Genomic DNA, 19,552 nt, shown 5'->3' on the forward strand with positions numbered 1-19,552 from the left:
AAAATGAAAAAAATCGGAAAATGGTTTATTGAACCTTACATAATCATAACGCAGGAATGGCAACTCCTATCTCAACGGAATAAGGAGGAGTCTATAACAGGTTCTGAAAAAAGAAGAATAAAAGAGCTTCAATTCTTTAACATCATGCTCGCGGCTGTGTATACCTTATTTTGCTATATGTTTTTAGGTGACTTAGTCATGCTAATACGCGGAAATTGGGTCTCACTAATGGGTGTAGTATTTGGGTTCTTAATGATGTTACTTCTAAAGAGAATACAAGTCTCGCGTTATCTTAAACGACGAGATGCTTATATTAAAAAGGATGAAACGCTTATTAAACAGTAGAAAGGAAACATCAACTATGCGTAAACCGATCTTCATTACATTCTCCTTACTCCTTATTCTCATCCTTGCAGCATGCAGCGAGAGTAAGACTTCTACTAAAAAAGAAATGTCAGACAAAGAAAAACAAGAAGAGATCGTTAAAGTCATTAATGAAGACATCGCTCAAATCTCTAAATATGAGGTAGAAGCTAATCAGATTCTTGCTTCCGTTTCTGGTGAAAATTTTAAAAATGATAAAGAATTATATGATGTGCTCGTCAATCAAGTCATCCCAACCTACGATAAAGTAGTAAAAGGAGCCAGAGAAATCAATCCGAAAACAAAAGAGCTTAAAGCACAAACAGATAAGATGGAAAAAGCATCCTTAATCTATCAAGAAGCTTTACTGCTGGAAAAGGAAGCATTAGAAAAACAAGATAAGAGTTTAATAGAAAAATCCAATGAAAAAGGACTTCAATACCAAGAAGCGATTCAAGAGTATCATGAAGGTATGGAAAAATTAACGAAGAAGTACGACATTGATTATGAACCAACTCCGTTGAACTAATCTAAAAAGGCGATCACTTTGTGAAGTGACCGTCTTTTTTGTGACTATCTACTTTTTATTATAGGGACTCGTCATTCTCTTTCTTTTCCAACTTCACATCATGTTTCTTCGCTAACTTTTCCACATCGTTCTGATAATCTCGCATCATTTTACGTGCAGTATTAAGCTTTTCGTTCGCTTCGTTAATCGTGTTGCTGTCTTGGTTTTCAATCGCGGTCACGATGAGAAGAAACGCGCTCGCCTGTAGATTCGTAGCTTCAATAAAGTCTTCATGTAACTTTCGAAGTTCGTCTGTTTTGGTCTCAACAGCCTCAAGCTTTTGGATAAACGCGTTGTACTCCGGAATAATCTCTAATTTTAATGCGTCGTAAAGGGTGTAATCATCTGTATAGTTCACTCCTGTTACCGCTTCATACTTTCCGACAACCTTTGTTTCCTCATCTGCCAAATCCGGCATCTCTTCGTTCACGTAGTGAAGCAGATCTTCCTGAACCGGATCATCACTGCAGCCAGAAAGAATGAAAATGAACATGAGCATGCTCGCTAGTGCGAATCTTTTTACCAAATTCATCTGTCACCTCCCTCAATCACTGTATTCTCGGTGAAATCTGTCCTATGACTGGGTATTTTCCTGGTGTGATTTGTGGCTAGGAGGCCTGTACAGGTGGAAATTGCTTGTTTACCGGTGGTGAGTGTCGAAGTTCAGGTGGTGGAGAACAAGTTATCGGTGGAAGCGAACATATCTCAGGTGGAAACAGCCATTTTACCGGTGAACGCGTAACAAAATATAAAAACACGTACCGTGAAAATCACGAAAGAAAATGGTACACAAGTTTCATTGAAAATCACGGTTTACTTATTGGATAATAAAGGAAGTGTAAAATAGGAAAACATTACAGACGAAAGAGGGCAACAGTAAATGGGAAGCAAAGTGTATGAAGCCTCAACCTTAAAAGCTGCAACCAGTGAACGAGCCCACCATTATGAGCAATTAAGAGAACAATTTGAGACTTTAAAAAAAGAGTTTAGTAAAATAGTAGAGAACCATGACTTTAAGGGTCATGGAGCAGATGCAATAAAAGGATTCTACCAGGGGCAGATGGATGTTATCGATGCATGGATTCGGTTGATCGACACGAATGTTGGCTTTTTTAAAGGCATTCCGGGAGATACGGAGGATGTGGACCTTTCTGGAGACACGTTCGTGCAGGTGCCTTTTTTAGAAGAGAACGTGGAGCGAGCGGGAAAACAGGCGAAGGATATGGTCGCTGATCAACAAGAAGCGCTGCAGCATATTTTTAATAGAGTCAATGACCTTGTCTCTTTATCGGTATTTTCTAAAGATGCATTTGAAGATCAGATGGAAAAAGCAGAGAAAAAACGCTCTGATACGGTCGAGAAAGTAAACGAGTTCGACCAACGCTTATCAGAAGAGTACAGCATTTCTCAAAACCAAGAACAGCATATTTACGGGCTGTTCGCACAGCTGATGGAAGCGACAAGGCAAGGGGAGACCATTTCTCCGCTGAACTTTAACGCGGAAGCTTACCACAATAGCGAAGTCTACAAAGCAATCGGACAAGCGAAAAAGGATACCTCTGACTATCTGACGTTTAAAAAGCAGCAAAAAGAGGATCGAAGGATTGCAAAAGAAATCGAAGAAATGGAAAACAGACCTTTTTACGAAAAGGCGTGGGACACTGTCTGTACGTTTACAGGTGAAGTAACCGGATATTACGATACACAGCGAGCTGCGACGGGCGTTGATCCTGTCACAGGACGCAAACTGAGTGAGGCAGAACGCGTGACATCTGGCGCGATGGCAGCGGCAGGCTTTGTTCCGTTCGTCGGTTGGGCTGGGCGAATCGGTAAAGGTGGATCGGCCATTTACAAAACGGTAAAAGGAGCAAACGCCGCGAATCATATGCTCGATGCCCACCGAACGGCGCAAGGACTTAAGAATCTCCAAAAAGCCGAATACGGCATATACGGACTCGTCTCAGCGAACGGTTTTGGGGAGTACTTCACTGGGAAAGACATGTTTGGCAATGACTTAACGGAACAACAGCGTAACCAGAGTCTGTTTAATGCGTTTGCGATCGTTGGGGTAAGCGGTGCAGGGTATGGTTTAAGTAAAGTAGATATGGGTAAATTTGTTCAAACGAAATTCCCTTACAGCACTCAATTTGCGAGACAGAAGGTTTTGCAGGCTGAAGAAATGGCTAAGACCATAAAGCATAACGTAGGCAACACACACATTCCAGTAGGATTTAAAGTCCATGCGTTTGCGTCACCGACCGGTCATGTGATCAGGACGATTAGCACGGAGACGAGGACTGTTAAGGACTTGATGCAGCAGGCTTCGGTTACTAGAGGGAATGGTGAGCTAAGTGGTACTGTAGAGGTAAAAGCACCACCTGGAGCGACGGATGAACAGATAGAGCAAGTTAAGGCATATGTTGAAGGCTCTAATAAAGCTTTGGAAGCTGGAGTATTATCTCCTACAGGAAGAGTGTCAACAAAAGGTAAACTAAGACAAGAAGCTTCACGTGCAGCAAGGCTCGAAGGAAAAAGAGCGGCTGACAATGGAGAAGCATATAAAGGGCATGTTGGTCATGTTCCTGATACAACTTGGATGGGCAAACCGGATCCACATAGTTGGTTAGATCTTGATCCAAAAGTTAATATGAGTATTGGAGGACAGGCTAATAAATATCCTGTTGGTTATAAACCTACAGAATTTAAATTCGTAGAGGAGGAACTAAAAGATGATTAATTGGAAAGACATGATAGCAACTTTAATTTTAGTAAAACAAGAATTAATGAAACAAGATGTAGAGAAAATTTGGCCACATCATTTTCCAGAGGTAGGAGCAACTGAAGAAAGTCTTCTAGATCTTGAAGAAGAGTTGGGTTATAAACTGGACTTAACGTATCGAGACTTCTTACAACATGCAAATGGTTGGAAAGGTTTTTATCAAACGGTAGATTTGTTTGGAACTGAACAACTGAAAGACTCCACTAAAAAAGAATATGCTGAAATGCTATTAACAGCTATTGATGATCAGGTATTAAAAGAAAGTGGTGTTAGTAGAAGTGAACTATTGCCAATAGCTGCTACGGAATATGATAAGGATTTATTTGTATTAAGCCTACCAAATTCAGCTAAACCAGGAGAAATAATTTGGTTTGCTGGAGAAGAAATAGATAGGTTTGAGAATTTTGCTGAATTTTTTCTAGCAATGATTGACTACAATCGAGAAGAAGTTTTGGCTTTAAAGAGCTAATAATTAGGTAAAGTGAATATAATCAACCATAGTTCACCGAAGCATGTGACCTGTTGAGTAAATGAAAAAGTATAGAAGAATAAATTCCAAACACTTGATTACCCTCATAAGGTCACAAGTGTTTTTTAATACTAATGCATGGCAATCGGAAGCGGAGAGGGTATGATTTAAGTAAAGCGGAGGAGGATATTACTATGATAATGCTAGAAAGTAATAACGAAAAAATTTCAATAGAAACCATTAAACAATTTGAAAATGAAAACGAAGTAAAGTTAACCGAAAAATATAAACAATTCTTACTTCAGTGGAATGGTGGTTACCCTTCCGCTAGTACATTTAAAATTTCAGATGAAAAAGGGAATAGTGTTATAAATGTATTTAATGGCATCGGAGATATGTACGATAATTTAGAGAAGGTCATCAATATATATGAGTATAGACTTCCGAATGGGTTCATTCCTATTGCAGATGATTCTGCAGGTAACGTAATTTGTCTGGGAACGAATGAATCCTATTATGAAAATATTTATTTTTGGGATCATGAACAAGAATCAGAGAATCCGGATGACATGAGTAATATGTACTTTCTTGCCAATAATATTAACCAATTTTTAAACTTGTTACATACCAGTTTGGAAGAGTGAGTAATGATGGCTAACATTTAAGCATGAATAAGTCTAAGGAGCTAAAGCAGGATGAAAGAATTTGAAGATAAGTTTAGTGCACTGCAAGCAGATATGGTCTCTATATGTCTGGAATATGTAGAGGATAGGGCTGATGAAATATACATCTATGCTTCATGTGAAGAAACTGTAATTTCGAGTAAATTCTTTTATTTAATTAATGATCAATATGTAAAAGCTCATAAATTAAATGACGTATTAATCTATAACGACAAAGAATATGACGTTTCTGCTAAACGACAGTTTATGGTATTAGATATTTTAAGCGAAGATATTGAGAGTATTAAAAATACTTGTAAAGAATATGAGAGAGATATGCCAACTGAAATGAAGATTAGATATGATGTGAAAAGTGGCGAACTTACTGCTGAATATAAGTATGAGTTAGTATATTTCAATGATGAGAATAAAACTGCAAGTGATATAGCGGATGAGTGGTTTAAAGAATTGTCTAATAGTAGTAGAGTATGAAAATTTAACTCTTACGTACTTTCCTAATTAGCAAAAATACTGCTTAATTATTGTTATGAGAGGAGGTCTGTAGTATGGATATATTTAAAGATTTCAAGAAAGTAAGTGAAGTTGAGGAGTATACCATTAACAAATACAAAGACATGCTTCCAGAAGAATTAATTGCCGCATGGAAAACATACGGCTACGGGACATTTATGAATGGGTATTTAAAAATTATTAACCCAGATGAATATAAGTCAATAGTGAATGATTCATATTTAAGAAGTGAAGGGACAACCCCAATATTCACTACATCCATGGGTGATGTTATACTTTTTGAAAAAGATGAGAATCAAGAGTCCTACATTGTAACAATTAATTATCGAAAAGGTAATACAAAAGTGGTAGCTTCTAAATACTCATTGTTTCTGAGGTTTTTAGAGGAAAAGACATTTAAAAACAAGGCATTAGACTGGTCTCCTTATCCTGAAGCAATAGAAAAATATAAAGAACCAGAATATGAATATTGCTTTGGCTACACTCCTTTACTAGGTTTAGGTGGAGAGGAAAAAGTAGATCATCTTAAAAAGGTTAATTTAAAGGAACACATTCTTATTATTAATGAATTTATGGGACCTGTTGAGTAAACAAAAAGATGATAAAGGAATATATAGGCACTTGATTGCCCTTAAAAGGTGACAAGTGTTTTTTAATTAACGCTCTCTCTTAGAACCTCATTAAGACAAGATTCATATAAAGTAGTTTATAAAATTGAGGGTAAAGGAATTTTTAAGAAAACTATTGAAAATAGAGCAGGAGGGTCAACATGGAAAAAAAAATTAATAGATTATACAGAGAGATAGGTGAAACAGTTAATGAGATGATCCCAGAGGATTGGAATAAGTTATATTTTTATGCTCAAATTTCAGAAAATGGAGGCGGAACTTACTTTTATTATAATACTCTTGAAAATATGAAATTTAAATATAGTTTAGAAATTCCTTTCCAATTTCAAATTGATGAAGATGAGTTTGAAAGAAAAGAAGATATTTTATATACACTGAGTAAGGAACTAAGAAGTATTTTTAAAGAAAATGACCAAGATCTTTGGTATGCTTTTACAATGTCTCTAGAAAGTAATGGGAAATTTAATATGCACTATGATTATACCAATTGGTTTAATACCGACTACAGTTTTAGTGACCAGATGATTATTTGGACGAATAAATATTTAGGTGAAGTACCAAATGATGATAAAGATAAAGCATTAATTGAAAAGTATAACCGCGAGTTTTCTAATAATCCTATTTGATATAACGTTGGATAAATAGTTTTTAAACATGAACTTAAAGCACTTGATTTTCCTTCAGGACAGCAAGTGTTTTTTTATGTCTAGCGTAGTGCCATACGAACCCGTCTCAGTAAACGGTTCGGGGAGTAGTTCACCTTTAAATGAAGTGATACGGATCCCTAATAAATCTTCAACAATTAGAAGCTAACCAAGGAGTGAATAGTAGTATGAAAGAATTTGAAGATAGATTTAGTGAGCTACAAGCGGATATGATATCTATTTGTATGGAATATATCAATGAAAGAGCAGATAAAATATACGTTTACGCATCGTGTGAAGGAAATATTATTTCGAGTAAGTTCTTTTATTTAATGAATAACAAATACGTAAAGTGTAATAAAGTGAATGATGCTTTGGAAGATGGAGACGAAGAATATGATGTTAGTCCAAATAGAATGCTTTCGGTACTAAATATAATTAATGAGGATATTGAAAAAATAGAAACTTTATGCAAAGAATACAATAAAGAAATGCCAACAGAAATGAAATTAATCTATAATGCACATAGTGGTAACTTTAAAGCAGAGTACAATTATGATTTAGCATATACGAATGATGATATGAAAACAGCTAATCATATAGCTGATGAATGGTTTGAAGAAGTTAGAAGTAATAATCTCTAATTTTTTATGGGATTATATGTTAAGTTTTATAAGGAGTAAAGTTGATAAAATATGATGAAAACACTTGATTGTCTTTAGGCAAGCAAGTGTTTTTTCGCGATTATGGAGAGCTGCTAAACACGTAAATTTAGAAGAGCCTTGAATATAATATAATAAAAAGCAGAGTTGCCTCATGTACTCTGTATTGGAATGTACACTAAAGGTATAAGGAGGAGCTTGTAAGGTGATTATAAATGATTCAGTTTTCGGTGAAATCGAGTATGAATATGGTTGGACTAAGGATACTTTTATTCAATTTTGGGGAAAAGAAACTAAGGTAACTTTAATGATAGATGGGGAAGAGAACGGTAATTTTGATGAGGAACAATACGTAGCATATGATACATTCATACAAAATTGGGAACACCTACAAAAAGATATGTTACAGTCCATCTTCACTTATTATGAACAAAAAAGGAAAGAATTGGGTTATGATGTAAGCGTGAATGATGATTATCCTAAAGTTGAAACAATTGAACAACTACTTAAAATGGTAGAGTTAGACGGTATTGTTGTTCCTTATGGAGATCTGTGTGAAGGCAGGGATATTAGAGCCACACTGAAGTGTACATGGGATACAGAGAATGGGCTTGGAGTTCGTATGTTAGATGAGAAAATAATTGAAGTAGGTTACTAGGATATTGCGATTTGAATGAATGAGTTAATAACTTCGAATGATGATGTTAAAACAGCTAATCATATAGCAAAAATAATTTTGAGTACAAAAAAGTATTTCATCAAGAACCACTGCAACAGTTTAAGTGCAGTGGTTTTGTATTATATTTATCTAGCTACTTTGAGTTGAAATACCATAACCATAATTAATCTTAAGCTTACCTGTGTTTTCTAATATGTAAGTTAGATTAGTCCATTTTTCTTGTACTTGCTCTAAGAACTCTTCATGTAATCTTGAAATATTTTGATACAATTCGTTTTCAAGAGAGAATGAGGTGGTATGACTTATGAATAATACGATCCAACAAATGATAATTTCCTTTGAAGAAGAAAAAAATTTTTATGGTTCTGTTTCTATTGAAGAAATAAAAAATACTGAAAAAGTTTTAGGTGTGAGTTTTCCTTTATAGAGAAGTATGGTTCTGGAGGTATTTGTGGTGTCAATATATTAGGGGTTGAAGGTGATCGGGGCGCTTCTGTACTTGCAACTACTGAAAACTATAGGAAACTAGGATTAAGAGAAGATCTAATTGTTTTAGAAGACTTAGGTGAATTTGTAATGTGTAGTGAAACAGGTAGTAAGGAACAAATCTTCTATTGGGACAGCGTTCAAAAGTTGGAATCACTTAGGTATCTAAATTTTGACGAATATCTTGAGGATACTTTTAGAGAAGCTATTAGCAATTGGTAGTAATCCAAAGTATGCTTACGTATTAATATGGAGGTAAGGCCGTGGATAATATGCATCTAAATAAAGAAATTAGGAATGCCATTAAAAACTTCGAGAACAATAAAGTTAAGCTATTAATTGGTCAGGATAAAGAAGTCTTAAACACAATGACAACGTTTGGCACATGGCTACATGTAGCTGCTAAACATGGGAATCTTGAAATTTGTAAATACATAATTGAAGAAGGAATCAATATTAACACAAAAGGTGGTACTTTTGATGCTTCAGCATTAAATTTAGCAGCAGGTGCAGGGCATCTGGAGATCGTAAAACATATGATAGATTCTGGGGCAGAATTAGATGAGAGCTTAGCAAAAAGAAATCCATTGTTCGGAGCAATTTATGGTGGGCATATTGACATAGTTGGGCACTTAGTGGAATCAGGAATTGATATTTCGAAACGATATACTGAAGAGAGTTTGAAAAATATGAATGCATATGAATATGCTAGAGAATTTGGGGAAACAGATATTGCAGAGTATTTAAGAGAGCAGATGGACGAAATTAAATAATCTTGTTTTGCATTGGAAAGCAAAATAATAGAACAAATATTAAAAAAGGGGACTAAATTTGATTGGTTTTGAGAAGGAATTAAATGTTTTATATAGATCTATTGCACAGCAAGTTAATGAAATGATACCAACTGAGTGGGATCATTTTTGTTTTAACGGTGAAGTTAAAGATGGAGAAGGAGGAGTATATTTCTTTTTTACACCTAAGGGTGAGCAACAACATATTTTCTCACATTATATTTCGAAATTATTTTATGTAGATAAAAGAGTATATAATGAAAAGCTCCACAAATTATTTCAATTAACTAATGAGTTACAAAACGTTTTTATAGAAAATGAACAAGAGCCTTGGTTTTCAGTAACAATATTATCTAATGAAAGAGGGAAACTAAATGTGCATTTTGGTTATACAAAATGGCATGAAAGTAAATTTGGTCCAACAGCTAGAATTAAGTATTTTGAGTATAAATATGCGAATTATAACGACGAAAAACTAGATTTAACCTTAATAGAAGAAATGAGAGATTTTGAAGAAAACTAGCCATGAAAGAGAATGTTTAATTGTTAGTATCAGCAATGATTTGTTTGTATTAGATAAGGATAAAATCAAAAAAGTTGGATTTTTAATAGAAACTAAAACAAATTAATTGGAGGGCATTTTGATAATTAGAAAATTCTATAATTTATCGGATGATGGTAAAATATTATTTTTTCTGGGACTTTCAGAAAGGGTAGTATCCGAACTTACATCAAAGGAAGATCAAAAACTAGCTCGGAATGCCTTGTACAATTGCTGGGAATGGTTGGAATACAAAAACACTAGTGGAGATTTACTTTATGATTTATTAGATAATGAAGAAACGAGTATCACCATCTCTCTAGAGCTGGCTGATAATGAAACAGATATTATGGCTTGGAACTGTATAATTGATACAGTTGCATTTACTAGTAGAAAGGCATTTGAAAAAGAAGGTGTTAAATATTATCCTGAACCAATTTCTTTAGTAGATGATACTTTAGTAGAACATTTTTTGGAGTGTTTTAATGCATGTGTAGAGCATGCAGATAGTTATATTAATGATATATATTTGTTGCTAGATATATATAATAATGGAAGTATTAAGAGGAATTTAAGGGACGAAGTTTTAATTGAATTACAAATATAAATAATAGTTAAATGATGTTTTTCTTTAAGGAAAATAATATGTAGTTTTTTATTGGACTATTTGTAGTAAAACTCCTGTTTATAAGGAATAAAGTTGATAAAGCATGATGAAAGTACAAGAAAGTATATATATAATAAAAAACCACTGCAACGATAAAAGTGCAGTGGTTTTAAACTATAATTTTTAGCTAGTTTGAAGTTAGTAACTCATAAGCTTTATTAAATCCTTCGACTAGACCGTCCCAAAACAAAAGGCCTAAAACTAGTAATCCAATGCTGAAGAGAGCGATAAAAAAATCCATTACTTTTTTCATTTACTCGGTCTCCCTTTCAATAGATCATACTCATTAAGCGATTGAATACTCGTGGAGCCTATAAAGAAACGTTTCAAGGACTAGTAGTAAGGCCATAATTGTTTTAAGATAGCTGTAGAAGATAAGAGGCTATTTTTAGGAGGAACCATGCTACAAAAATTCGGTTTTTCACAATACGAAAGTCAGGTGTTCGAGGTTCTTGCGTCAAGCGAGGAACCGATGGACGCGACGAATATCGTAAAATACTCGGGTGTTCCGAAATCAAAGATATATGAAGTGCTATCGCGCATGATCGAAAAAGGTATGGTGCTGGATTCGGTGTCAGAAAAGAAGAAGCTGTATACCGCGTTGCCATTATCAATCGTGATCGAGAAGCTGACGACAGAATTTCAGGAAAACGTGGAGCAACTCAAAAATAATACGTCGAAGCGGAAATTTTACGATGAACACGTTTGGAGTCTGAAGGTAGATTCGTCGATTCGTGCACAAACGAAGCAGCTTCTCCAAACGGCGGAGAAATCCATTCGCGTATCTGGCTGGCAGGATGATATTCAAGAAATCCTACCGATTCTGCAAGAAAAGGAAAAGCAGGGAGTGGATGTGGAAGTGCTTGTTGTTGGTGAGTTGGAGTCCACACTTTCTCATGTGCACACGTTGATTCCTGCGCAAGAGCATCACTCCCTAGAGCGCTTTCGCCTTGTAGTCGTTGATGAGACGGAAGTCATCTTCGCAGGGATGGAGAGTCAGAGTTGGCAAGCATTGAAGACCAAATCTCGTCCATTCATCAAGGTTTTCATCGAATTCTTTTATCATGATGTGGCGTTAGCTAAGATTACAGAGAAACATTCAGAACTAATGATGAATGATGAAGAGATTAAGAGCGTATTGATGAAGTTAAGATACTAAATAAAAAGTAAGTAGGCTCGAAGGGATATTTAAAATTATCTTTTGAGCCTTATTTTTTATGTGAAGCCAATCATTTCTACCGATATAAGAAGAGCACTGAATTCTACAAGCAAAAAGGAAGTGTTACTTAAATGCGCTTTGACAACGAACAACTCAAGTTAATCATTTCAGGTGAACCAGTTGGTGTTGCTCATCCTTATGACACAAAAAACGAAGAAACAATAGAAAATCATATACTAGACTTGTTTGAATCTCTAAAAAAATCGAATTCTGTTGATTGTTTTGGAGAATTTGATCACTACGGCAGTGGGTATGCATCTTACGTAGAAATTTTCTGTGTTAAAACAGGTGGACGCAGCATCATCCAAAAAGAAACCAAGAAATATTACGAAAAAGACGATGTTTGGGTTACTTCCACAGGTTATACAGGTGTTGTCTTATATGTTAACAGGTTAGCTCCAGTTGTTATATTCTCAAAAGATGAACGCTATAAAGAAAAGAATGAATCAGTAAAAGCTCGATATAGTTACGAAACGTTTAGCAAAAATCATTCTTTTGCAGAACTAAGTGAAGACTTTGGGAAACTACCTTTTGGAGATTGGGATAACGAATTTAACGAAATTCAAGCCATCCTCAAAAAATATGGGTATTCTTTTTTAGAGAAAGAATATCTAGAACAAGAACTTCCGTTTAAAGCGGATATCCCCACGCTACTTTGCATCCCTGATTTTGGAGACAAGTATAAGATATTCGATAGTCTTTTTTACTGGTCAGATTAGAATGATTAATTAAAAATAGAAAATTGAAAGGAAAGATTAGTATGTATCTATTATTATCTATTGTGTTAAGTGGTTTGTTAGGTGCGTTTTTACTTATGTTTGGTCCAGTATTTGGGGGAGTTATCGCTTTTGCGATTATCGCTGGATGTTTATTTAGAGGAATCTACCTTTTAAATGATCTTCACCAAAGAATTTCTAAAATTGCTCCCAAAAAAGATAAAGTTAAAGACGCTTATGAGGATTACATGAAAGAAAAAGCAAAAAGGGAAGAAAACGAGTCCTTATAGAGGGGAAAAAACTGCACCTTATCCATATAGAGTGCAGTTTCTTTATTATTTATTCTTGAGTACTCACAACTTCCAAAGCCATCTCAATCATATCGTTGAACGTTGTTTGGCGTTCTTCAGATGTTGTTTCTTCACCTGTGAAGATGTGGTCACTTACTGTTAAGATCGATAGTGCGTTCACACCGTATTTTGCTGCGATTGTGTAAAGTGCTGTTGTTTCCATTTCAACCGCTAGCACACCGTTATCTGCAAGCTTTTTCACGATATCCATGCTATCGCGGTAGAATAAGTCAGCTGTTAATACGTTACCTGCTTTGATCTTCAAGCCTTTTGCTGTTCCAGCTTCATACGCTTTTCTTAAAAGATCGAAGTTTGCGCAAGGTGCGAAGTCGATGTTTGGAAACGCCAAATGGTTCATGCGAGAATCCGTAGATGCTGTCATCGCTAGGATTACGTCACGTACTTTTACGTCTTGTTGTATCGCGCCACACGTACCAACGCGGATCAAATTTTTCACGCCATATTCACGGATTAACTCGTTTGTGTAGATCCCGATCGATGGAATCCCCATGCCTGTCCCTTGAACAGATACGCGTTTTCCTTTGTATGTTCCTGTAAATCCTAGCATGCCGCGAACTTCGTTGTAGCATGTTACGTCTTCTAAAAATGTTTCTGCAATATATTTTGCACGAAGCGGATCCCCTGGTAATAGGATGCTTTCTGCGATTTCACCTTGTTTTGCGCCGATATGAATACTCATTTGTTCACCATTACATCGTTACGATTGTAATGGTTTCACCTCCTCAGATATTGATAACTTACCAAAAATTTCTCTACCTTCATCATGCCATAGTTTTCGCAACCTAGCTAATAGTATGTGCAGATTCTTGAGACGGGCGTGCTTTTTTTGTCATAGAAAGCACAGCGGTTCCGAGTGCTAAGATGATCAGCAGTCCGCCGACCGTTGCGTTGTTCTCGACAGATGCGTTCTCAATCACGATTCCGCCGATCATGGACCCGAACGCGATTCCGAAATGTAGCGCCGAGTTGTTTAGACTCTGCTGGATGTCGGATGTTTCAGGTGATGACTCGATCAGATAGCTCTGCATCGCCGGCGTGATCGCCCAGCTGAGCATGCTCCAAATCACCATGACCACTAAAAATAGCGGAAAAGCAAAAGTTGTATAAGGAATCATAAAGATTGAGACCGCAAAAACAATAATAACGCCTATAATCGTAGGTTTTGTTCCGAACTTGTCAGCAAGCATACCACCTATTCCGCCTCCAAAGACCGCAGCAACACCGAATATTAAGTATACGATGCTGACCCATGTTCCGTTAAGTCCAAGCGTCATTTTTAAAAATGGAGTCAGGTATCCGTATAACGTTAGGTGACCGGCTAAGAACAAGAACGATGTGATCTGAGCAAACAAGATTCGTCTGTTTTTTAATGTCCGCAGCTGTTCTTTAATTGGAATCGCCGGTTTTGGAGCCAACGTATTCATGAAGAAATGCACCCCGAGTATGGAAAGAACGGTAAGTGCAGTGATCAAGATGAACGGTGCGCGCCAACCGAACGCATTTCCAAGCATTAAGCCGACAGGAATGCCGAGTACGAGCGAAGCACTGATTCCCATGAACACAACACCAATCGCGCGAGCTCGATATTTTTCTTCCACGATGTTAGATGCCATCGTCACACAAAGTACAACGAGTAACGAACCACTAACCGCGGATAAAATTCGTGCGATGAGCAGCATCGAATACGTCTGACTCACAATCACGAGTGCGTTACCTATTAGAAACACAAATAAAGAGATGATCGTTAGTCGTTTTCTCTCGATATGAGCTGTCATCGTAAGCAGGATAGGTGCCGCGATAGCGAACACGAGTGAGAAGATCGTGATCAGAAAGCCCGCCTTACCGAGACTAACGCCAAGATCGTTAGCGATCAGGTCAAGGATGCCGCCAATTATTAACTCGACCATCCCAACCACAAACGAGACGATCGTTAACAAATAAACACGTTTGTTCATATTTATCTACCTTCTTTTATATAAAAGTTACCCCTGTAATGGTAACTTATTTTGGTTGTGGTGGCAATAACGAAATTGATGTTAAAAATAGGGTTTGGTTGGGGAGTTGGAGTGGACAGTAAAAATAGGGAAGTGGACAGTAAATGTGTAAAAGTCGACAGTATTTCATAGAAAGTGGACAGTAAAACTCAAAAAGTGGACAGTATTTTCATATAAGTCGACAGTAAGTGGTTGTGGAGGTACGGGTGCACCCCGAAAAAGCATCTTCAAGCGAGCAGAAATTACTATGGGCGACATGCAATCTGTCGGATTCAATGATTAATCTGTCTGTTTGTCCACGTAATCTGTCCAATCTACAACATAATCTGTCCAGTTCGGCGGATAATCTGTCCAATTCAAAACATCTTGCTGAAAACCTCTCACTGCCCATCCCCACAACAAACAAATCCTCACAAAACCACCCACCACCACGAACAACTAAAACATCCAAACCTCGTTTTGATTGCACAATAATAGGAAAAACTTCATGTAAAGGAGGTCGCACGTGAAAAGTATACATAGTCGTTTGTTGCTCATGCTGCTGGGTTTTATTATCGTGCCGTATTTTTTAACGATTTTTCTCATTTATGCTTATACGAAGAACAGTGTTGAGGAATATGAGCTCAACAACAGCAAGATGCAGCTGGAAAAGAATGCGGAAGACCTCCAACAATATTTTGATGACATGGTGAACCTCCCGTACATCTTGTATCGAAATCCAGATCTGTTCCGAATTTTTACCGAGGGGTTTGAAGACTCGATCTATTTTGATCAGGATTCGGTTGAGAAGAGTATTGAGACGTTTTACTTAACGAGAAATGAGATTCGCCAGCTCCGGTTTTATTTAAATGAAGGAAAAGAGTCGTTTACCGTTTATAACGCGACTGTTAGTACACGAAAACCGCAGCCGGAGCTACTGAATCAAGAACATATTAAACAATTGTTTAAATCCAATAAAAATTACCTGATCGAGCCCCCGCATGTGATAAAAAACTATAACAATGCGGCGATTATTCCAGAGTCAGACCGTACGAAGGTGTTAAGCATTCATCATAAAATAAAGGAAGTGCCGTCTGACAAGTTTCTTGGAATCATGACGATGGACATAAGTTTAGGTGAGTATTCAAAAATCGTGAGTAACTTAGCGGGAGAAAACGGGTCATCAGCTTATCTGATTAATGATCAAAACGAAATCATGTATGCAACGGATGCTTCATTAATAGGTAAACGTGTTCCGTCAGATCTAAAAAGCCGAATCCAAAAAGGCACAACAAATAAAGAAATTTCGTTAACAAAGACATTAGATGGACCGGTTGAAGGCTGGAAGTTAGTGAAAAAGACGCCGAGTGACGTACTGTTCCGCGATGTTAGGAAGACAGCAACCATCAATATCCTTGTCGGTCTTGGTGTCGGCCTTTTAGGTCTTCTCATGATTAGTTTCATCTCATATAAAATTTCTCGACCGATTCAGGAACTGAGTGAGAAGGTGCGCGGGATCGAAGGGGGACATATCGAGATACCTTTTGAAAACGAGCGGCAAGATGAGATCGGACATTTGGAACGGCATATTAAAGACATGACGGATCGGATCAACCTTCATATTAATCGTGAATATAAGTTAGAAATCGAAAACCGAAGAAATCAGTTTCGCGCGTTGAAGTCACAAGTGAACCCGCACTTTTTGTTCAATGCTCTGCAATCGATCGGAGCGGTGGCGCTGCGTTCCAAGTCACCGCAAGTGTACAGCCTTATAACTTCGTTGTCTAAGATGATGCGTTATTCCATGCAAGCGAACCAGTGGGTGAGCGTGCAGAATGAAGTGGATTATATGAAGGCTTACCTCAATCTGCAACAGGCTCGATTCGGAAAAGAGCTTCATTATTCGCTGGATTTTAGTGATGAGGTACTGGAGAGTAGGATTCCAAGTATGATTTTACAACCGCTCGTTGAGAATTTTTTCAAGCATGTGTATGAAGAGGGATATTACGAAGCGCAACTTACGGTTTCAGGCGAGGTGAAAAGTGATTCAATCTACCTGGTAGTCGAAAATTCTGACGGACCTGAAATCACATCAAGTGATTTAGAGCGTTTACGAGAAAACATTTATCGATCAGCATCGGAAGGTACCCCTTTAAACGAGCATATCGGACTGAAGAATATATATCAGCGACTGATTCTAAACTATGGCACGCGAGCTGATTTCCTTGTGGATCAGCTGAATGGACAAGGTTTTTCGGTGACGATTGTCATTCCAAAAGAGCTAAGCGACGAGCCCGCAGTTTAGTGACAGAAAGTAGGGAAACGAAGATGAAGGTGTTGATAGCTGACGATGAGTTCAATGTCCGCGATGTTATTCGGTATATCGGGAAATGGGATGAACACGGGATAACAGAGCTTTTGGAAGCAGCAAACGGAAACGAAGCGAAGAAGGTTATTGAAAAAGAGCAGCCGGAGATTATTTTTACGGATATTAAAATGCCTGGCATGAGTGGCTTGGATCTGATCGAGTGGCTGGATTCTATCTCGTACGAAGGCAAAGTGGTCTTAATTACGGGTTACGATGATTATCAGTTTATGAGAAAAGCCATTCAGCATAACAGCTTCGATTATCTATTAAAACCGGTCGAGGATGAGGCGTTTAACAACGTGCTGAAAAAAGCGGTTTCGGCTTATGATGAGGAAAGAAAGTCTCGTTTGTATCAAGAGGACGCGGTTAAGATTCGATGGAGTCAGACGATGTTAGCCGCTTGTCTCGGTGAGCCGGCAGACCTCGACCTTATCGCTTCAAACCTGCCGTCATCGGAAAAATATGATTTTACATTATTAACGTTCTATCAGATGCATCAGCCGGCACCTTATATCGAAAAGCTGGCTGATGAGTTAGTGGAACAAGAAATCGGGAATGCTGTAATGCTGCCGGGTGACTCTAATCAAAGTGTGCTCATCACCTTGGCGGAGGAATGGTTTTTCGTTGAAGAGCATTTAAGTCGTGAGCTCGATATTCCGGTGCGCCTCGTAAAGGGCGAGCTGCAGTCACTTCAGGAGATTCACGAAAAATATAACGATCTCCAAAGTGAGCTCGAAAACCAGAACTACCGATCGATTCAGCGGTTGGACGAACTTGAATCGAAGCAGCGCATGAACGATATTATTTCGTATGTTGAAACATACTACATGGAAGATATGAGTTTAGAGAGACTAGCGAACCGGTTCTTTTTCAGCCGGGAGCATATCTCTCGCAAGTTCAAACAAGAAACGGGCATGACGTTATCGAAATATATAACAAAATTGAGGATTGACCAAGCGAAACGTTGGTTGAAGGAAAGTGATGAAAGCATCTTTTCGATCTCGACGATGCTCGGGTACCAAGATGAAAAATACTTTTCTAAGCTTTTTAAAAAAGAAGTAGGGATAACACCGTTTGAGTTTCGAAATGGTGAAAAATCGTAAGCAGAGATTTTATAGAGAAAGGGGTGATTCCACGAAACATGAAAAAGCATTATGTAATCATTGGTATGATAGCGATTCTTCTTGCGGGCTGTCAGAAAGAAAGTGATTCTAGGCCACAAAAAGAAGAAAAGATAGAGAAGAGGGTCGTTCTTGATATCCGAAACCCGAAAGTAGAGATCGCCTCTGAATTTGAAGAGCTTGCAAAAGTCTATGAAAAAGAAAATCCTGAGATTGATATACGGATTCGTACGGTCGGAGGAGCGGCAGATGATTATTCCGACTTAAAAGCAGAGCTCGCTTCAGGTAAGGGACCGGACATTTTTACAAACACGGGGTATGAGAATGCTGAGACGTGGCGGCCTTATTTAGAGGACCTGTCAAAAGAGCAATGGGTCAAGGAAGTCTATCCAGGTACGCTTGACGCGATCAAAATGGACGGAAACGTGTACGGAATGCCTATGAATTTAGAAGGTTACGGCTTTATTTACAATAAGCAACTGTTTCAACGTGCAGGAATTGAGCAAGTACCAGAAACACTTCCAGAACTGAAAAAGACAGCGGCGATGCTAGAGACAAAAGGAATCACCCCGTTCGCAACCGGCTATTACGAGGACTGGAAGCTCGGTGTCCACTTATTAAATGTGGCTTTTGCGAGACAGCAAGATCCTGATGCTTTTATAAAAAAGTTGAATGTAGGTGAGGTGCAAATCCCGGATAATCCACTGTTTCAGGACGTGATTGATCTATTGGATGTTACGCTGAAATACGGAAACGCCGACCCGTTAACGACGGATTACAACATGGAAGTAGACCTATTTGCAAAAGAAAAAACCTCGATGATTCTGCAAGGAAATTGGATTCAACCGATAATCGATGAACGTGCTCCTGATTTAGATGTTGCTTTCATGCCGATACCGATTAACGACGAGCCGACAGATCAGCTTGTGGTGAGCGTGCCGAACTATTGGGTCGTGAACAAGCAGGCAGATTCATCAGATAAAAAAGAAGCGAAGCGCTTTTTAAACTGGATGGTGAGTTCAAAAAAAGGGCAAACGTTCATAACCAAGCGTTTTAAGTTCATTCCGGTTTTTAAAAACATTAAAACGGATGACTTAGGTCCACTTGCTAAAGAGACGATTGCTGCATACAAAAAAGGCAACACACTGGATGCCAACTGGAACGGCTTTCCGGCGGGGGTGAAAGAAGAGTTTGGATCTGCCATGCAGATGTATGTAGGTAAACAACTGACACGCCAGCAGCTGTTGCGAGAATTTCAACTTTCTTGGGACAGAGCACGTGAAACACAAGAGTGATGAGACTCCTTGATAAGG

The 19,552-nt window shown here is 37.8% G+C and carries 27 protein-coding genes; 22 read left to right on the forward strand and 5 right to left on the reverse strand.

Features of this window, described 5'->3' with window-relative positions; translation table 11 throughout:
- The first annotated feature begins 3 nt into the window (after positions 1–3).
- Positions 4–345 carry a hypothetical protein gene (locus tag FS458_RS02375; protein ID WP_144697469.1) on the forward strand — a complete coding sequence of 114 codons (342 nt, stop codon included), beginning with the start codon at positions 4–6 and terminating at the stop codon, positions 343–345.
- Between the two features lie 16 nt (positions 346–361).
- Positions 362–892, forward strand: a complete 531-nt coding sequence (locus tag FS458_RS02380) for a hypothetical protein (protein WP_144697472.1) — start codon at positions 362–364, stop codon at positions 890–892.
- Between the two features lie 58 nt (positions 893–950).
- Here FS458_RS02380 and FS458_RS02385 read toward each other — a convergent pair whose 3' ends face one another.
- On the reverse strand, positions 951–1,463 hold the full coding sequence (locus tag FS458_RS02385; RefSeq protein ID WP_144697475.1) for a hypothetical protein: 513 nt from the start codon (positions 1,461–1,463) through the stop codon (positions 951–953).
- 104 nt (positions 1,464–1,567) lie between these two features.
- On the opposite strand from FS458_RS02385, the gene FS458_RS02390 reads away from it, so the two are divergent.
- The 9 genes from FS458_RS02390 to FS458_RS02430 all read left to right on the forward strand — a co-directional run bounded on the left by FS458_RS02390 (position 1,568) and on the right by FS458_RS02430 (position 7,965).
- Positions 1,568–1,759 (forward strand): hypothetical protein, encoded by a 192-nt coding sequence (locus tag FS458_RS02390; RefSeq protein WP_144697478.1) that lies wholly within the window; start codon positions 1,568–1,570, stop codon positions 1,757–1,759.
- Positions 1,760–1,811: 52 nt separating this feature from the next.
- A complete protein-coding gene (locus FS458_RS02395) occupies positions 1,812–3,668 on the forward strand; it encodes a ribonuclease YeeF family protein (protein WP_144697481.1) in 1,857 nt (618 codons plus the stop codon).
- Positions 3,661–4,179: an SMI1/KNR4 family protein gene (locus FS458_RS02400; RefSeq protein WP_144697484.1), complete on the forward strand. Its 519-nt coding sequence runs from the start codon at positions 3,661–3,663 to the stop codon at positions 4,177–4,179. Before FS458_RS02395 ends, FS458_RS02400 begins: the two co-directional genes overlap by 8 nt.
- 194 nt (positions 4,180–4,373) lie before the next feature.
- A complete protein-coding gene (locus tag FS458_RS02405; protein ID WP_144697487.1) occupies positions 4,374–4,823 on the forward strand; it encodes an SMI1/KNR4 family protein in 450 nt (149 codons plus the stop codon).
- Between the two features lie 51 nt (positions 4,824–4,874).
- Positions 4,875–5,333, forward strand: a complete 459-nt coding sequence (locus FS458_RS02410; protein WP_144697489.1) for an immunity protein YezG family protein — start codon at positions 4,875–4,877, stop codon at positions 5,331–5,333.
- Between the two features lie 74 nt (positions 5,334–5,407).
- Positions 5,408–5,962 (forward strand): T6SS immunity protein Tdi1 domain-containing protein, encoded by a 555-nt coding sequence (locus FS458_RS02415; protein WP_144697492.1) that lies wholly within the window; start codon positions 5,408–5,410, stop codon positions 5,960–5,962.
- 179 nt (positions 5,963–6,141) lie between these two features.
- Positions 6,142–6,627, forward strand: coding sequence for an antitoxin YezG family protein (locus tag FS458_RS02420; protein WP_144697495.1), 486 nt, complete (start codon positions 6,142–6,144; stop codon positions 6,625–6,627).
- A gap of 206 nt (positions 6,628–6,833) precedes the next feature.
- Positions 6,834–7,289, forward strand: a complete 456-nt coding sequence (locus FS458_RS02425) for an immunity protein YezG family protein (protein WP_144697498.1) — start codon at positions 6,834–6,836, stop codon at positions 7,287–7,289.
- 223 nt (positions 7,290–7,512) lie between these two features.
- Positions 7,513–7,965, forward strand: a complete 453-nt coding sequence (locus tag FS458_RS02430; protein WP_144697501.1) for a DUF6985 domain-containing protein — start codon at positions 7,513–7,515, stop codon at positions 7,963–7,965.
- 150 nt (positions 7,966–8,115) lie between these two features.
- On the opposite strand, the gene FS458_RS02435 is transcribed toward FS458_RS02430, so the two are convergent.
- Entirely contained in the window at positions 8,116–8,319 is a 204-nt protein-coding gene (locus FS458_RS02435; protein ID WP_144703219.1) for an immunity protein YezG family protein, read from the reverse strand.
- Between FS458_RS02435 and FS458_RS20940 the strand changes: the two genes are divergently transcribed.
- From FS458_RS20940 to FS458_RS02455, 5 genes are all read left to right on the forward strand, one after another.
- Entirely contained in the window at positions 8,291–8,413 is a 123-nt protein-coding gene (locus FS458_RS20940; RefSeq protein WP_260858283.1) for a hypothetical protein, read from the forward strand. The genes FS458_RS02435 and FS458_RS20940 overlap by 29 nt on opposite strands.
- Before the next feature lie 35 nt (positions 8,414–8,448).
- A complete protein-coding gene (locus FS458_RS20945; protein ID WP_260858748.1) occupies positions 8,449–8,694 on the forward strand; it encodes an SMI1/KNR4 family protein in 246 nt (81 codons plus the stop codon).
- A gap of 41 nt (positions 8,695–8,735) precedes the next feature.
- A complete protein-coding gene (locus tag FS458_RS02445; protein ID WP_144697503.1) occupies positions 8,736–9,245 on the forward strand; it encodes an ankyrin repeat domain-containing protein in 510 nt (169 codons plus the stop codon).
- A 58-nt stretch (positions 9,246–9,303) separates the two neighbouring features.
- A complete protein-coding gene (locus FS458_RS02450; RefSeq protein WP_260858284.1) occupies positions 9,304–9,786 on the forward strand; it encodes an antitoxin YezG family protein in 483 nt (160 codons plus the stop codon).
- 118 nt (positions 9,787–9,904) lie between these two features.
- A complete protein-coding gene (locus FS458_RS02455; protein WP_144697506.1) occupies positions 9,905–10,411 on the forward strand; it encodes an Imm6 family immunity protein in 507 nt (168 codons plus the stop codon).
- A 187-nt stretch (positions 10,412–10,598) separates the two neighbouring features.
- Here the strand turns inward: FS458_RS02455 and FS458_RS20950 are convergent, their stop codons facing one another.
- A complete protein-coding gene (locus FS458_RS20950) occupies positions 10,599–10,724 on the reverse strand; it encodes a hypothetical protein (RefSeq protein WP_260858285.1) in 126 nt (41 codons plus the stop codon).
- 147 nt (positions 10,725–10,871) lie between these two features.
- On the opposite strand from FS458_RS20950, the gene FS458_RS02460 reads away from it, so the two are divergent.
- The 3 genes from FS458_RS02460 (at position 10,872) to FS458_RS02470 (ending at position 12,696) form a co-directional block, all read left to right on the forward strand.
- On the forward strand, positions 10,872–11,630 hold the full coding sequence (locus FS458_RS02460; RefSeq protein ID WP_144697509.1) for a TrmB family transcriptional regulator: 759 nt from the start codon (positions 10,872–10,874) through the stop codon (positions 11,628–11,630).
- 131 nt (positions 11,631–11,761) lie between these two features.
- Positions 11,762–12,409, forward strand: a complete 648-nt coding sequence (locus FS458_RS02465) for a hypothetical protein (protein WP_144697512.1) — start codon at positions 11,762–11,764, stop codon at positions 12,407–12,409.
- A 41-nt stretch (positions 12,410–12,450) separates the two neighbouring features.
- The gene (locus FS458_RS02470) at positions 12,451–12,696 is read left to right on the forward strand and encodes a hypothetical protein (protein WP_144697515.1); all 246 of its coding nucleotides are present in this window, start codon (positions 12,451–12,453) and stop codon (positions 12,694–12,696) included.
- Positions 12,697–12,745: 49 nt separating this feature from the next.
- On the opposite strand, the gene deoD is transcribed toward FS458_RS02470, so the two are convergent.
- Positions 12,746–13,456, reverse strand: a complete 711-nt coding sequence (deoD, locus tag FS458_RS02475) for a purine-nucleoside phosphorylase (RefSeq protein WP_144697518.1) — start codon at positions 13,454–13,456, stop codon at positions 12,746–12,748.
- A 103-nt stretch (positions 13,457–13,559) separates the two neighbouring features.
- A complete protein-coding gene (locus FS458_RS02480) occupies positions 13,560–14,732 on the reverse strand; it encodes an MFS transporter (protein WP_144697521.1) in 1,173 nt (390 codons plus the stop codon).
- 544 nt (positions 14,733–15,276) lie between these two features.
- Here FS458_RS02480 and FS458_RS02485 point away from each other — a divergent pair.
- Genes FS458_RS02485 through FS458_RS02495 form a run of 3 tightly spaced genes read left to right on the forward strand, consistent with a single transcriptional unit; the run spans position 15,277 to position 19,534 of the window.
- On the forward strand, positions 15,277–17,055 hold the full coding sequence (locus FS458_RS02485) for a sensor histidine kinase (RefSeq protein ID WP_144697524.1): 1,779 nt from the start codon (positions 15,277–15,279) through the stop codon (positions 17,053–17,055).
- A gap of 23 nt (positions 17,056–17,078) precedes the next feature.
- Complete coding sequence (locus FS458_RS02490) at positions 17,079–18,221, forward strand: response regulator transcription factor (RefSeq protein WP_144697527.1); 1,143 nt, start codon at positions 17,079–17,081, stop codon at positions 18,219–18,221.
- 38 nt (positions 18,222–18,259) lie between these two features.
- Positions 18,260–19,534, forward strand: a complete 1,275-nt coding sequence (locus FS458_RS02495; protein ID WP_144697530.1) for an ABC transporter substrate-binding protein — start codon at positions 18,260–18,262, stop codon at positions 19,532–19,534.
- The last annotated feature ends 18 nt before the right edge of the window (positions 19,535–19,552 follow it).

Source organism: Fictibacillus phosphorivorans (assembly GCF_007673525.1).
GTDB lineage: Bacteria > Bacillota > Bacilli > Bacillales > Fictibacillaceae > Fictibacillus > Fictibacillus phosphorivorans_C.

Bases quoted from the DNA above. Each gene is read 5' to 3' on its own strand.
- FS458_RS02410 (WP_144697489.1), top strand. From the start codon at position 4,875: ATGAAAGAATTTGAAGATAAGTTTAGTGCACTGCAAGCAGATATGGTC.
- FS458_RS02470 (WP_144697515.1), top strand. From the start codon at position 12,451: ATGTATCTATTATTATCTATTGTGTTAAGTGGTTTGTTAGGTGCGTTT.
- FS458_RS20950 (WP_260858285.1), bottom strand. From the start codon at position 10,724: ATGAAAAAAGTAATGGATTTTTTTATCGCTCTCTTCAGCATTGGATTA.
- FS458_RS02490 (WP_144697527.1), top strand. From the start codon at position 17,079: ATGAAGGTGTTGATAGCTGACGATGAGTTCAATGTCCGCGATGTTATT.
- FS458_RS02405 (WP_144697487.1), top strand. From the start codon at position 4,374: ATGATAATGCTAGAAAGTAATAACGAAAAAATTTCAATAGAAACCATT.
- deoD (WP_144697518.1), bottom strand. From the start codon at position 13,456: ATGAGTATTCATATCGGCGCAAAACAAGGTGAAATCGCAGAAAGCATC.
- FS458_RS02495 (WP_144697530.1), top strand. From the start codon at position 18,260: ATGAAAAAGCATTATGTAATCATTGGTATGATAGCGATTCTTCTTGCG.
- FS458_RS02415 (WP_144697492.1), top strand. From the start codon at position 5,408: ATGGATATATTTAAAGATTTCAAGAAAGTAAGTGAAGTTGAGGAGTAT.
- FS458_RS20940 (WP_260858283.1), top strand. From the start codon at position 8,291: ATGAATAATACGATCCAACAAATGATAATTTCCTTTGAAGAAGAAAAA.
- FS458_RS02375 (WP_144697469.1), top strand. From the start codon at position 4: ATGAAAAAAATCGGAAAATGGTTTATTGAACCTTACATAATCATAACG.
- FS458_RS02380 (WP_144697472.1), top strand. From the start codon at position 362: ATGCGTAAACCGATCTTCATTACATTCTCCTTACTCCTTATTCTCATC.
- FS458_RS02395 (WP_144697481.1), top strand. From the start codon at position 1,812: ATGGGAAGCAAAGTGTATGAAGCCTCAACCTTAAAAGCTGCAACCAGT.
- FS458_RS02400 (WP_144697484.1), top strand. From the start codon at position 3,661: ATGATTAATTGGAAAGACATGATAGCAACTTTAATTTTAGTAAAACAA.
- FS458_RS02480 (WP_144697521.1), bottom strand. From the start codon at position 14,732: ATGAACAAACGTGTTTATTTGTTAACGATCGTCTCGTTTGTGGTTGGG.
- FS458_RS02420 (WP_144697495.1), top strand. From the start codon at position 6,142: ATGGAAAAAAAAATTAATAGATTATACAGAGAGATAGGTGAAACAGTT.
- FS458_RS02385 (WP_144697475.1), bottom strand. From the start codon at position 1,463: ATGAATTTGGTAAAAAGATTCGCACTAGCGAGCATGCTCATGTTCATT.
- FS458_RS02460 (WP_144697509.1), top strand. From the start codon at position 10,872: ATGCTACAAAAATTCGGTTTTTCACAATACGAAAGTCAGGTGTTCGAG.
- FS458_RS02425 (WP_144697498.1), top strand. From the start codon at position 6,834: ATGAAAGAATTTGAAGATAGATTTAGTGAGCTACAAGCGGATATGATA.
- FS458_RS02465 (WP_144697512.1), top strand. From the start codon at position 11,762: ATGCGCTTTGACAACGAACAACTCAAGTTAATCATTTCAGGTGAACCA.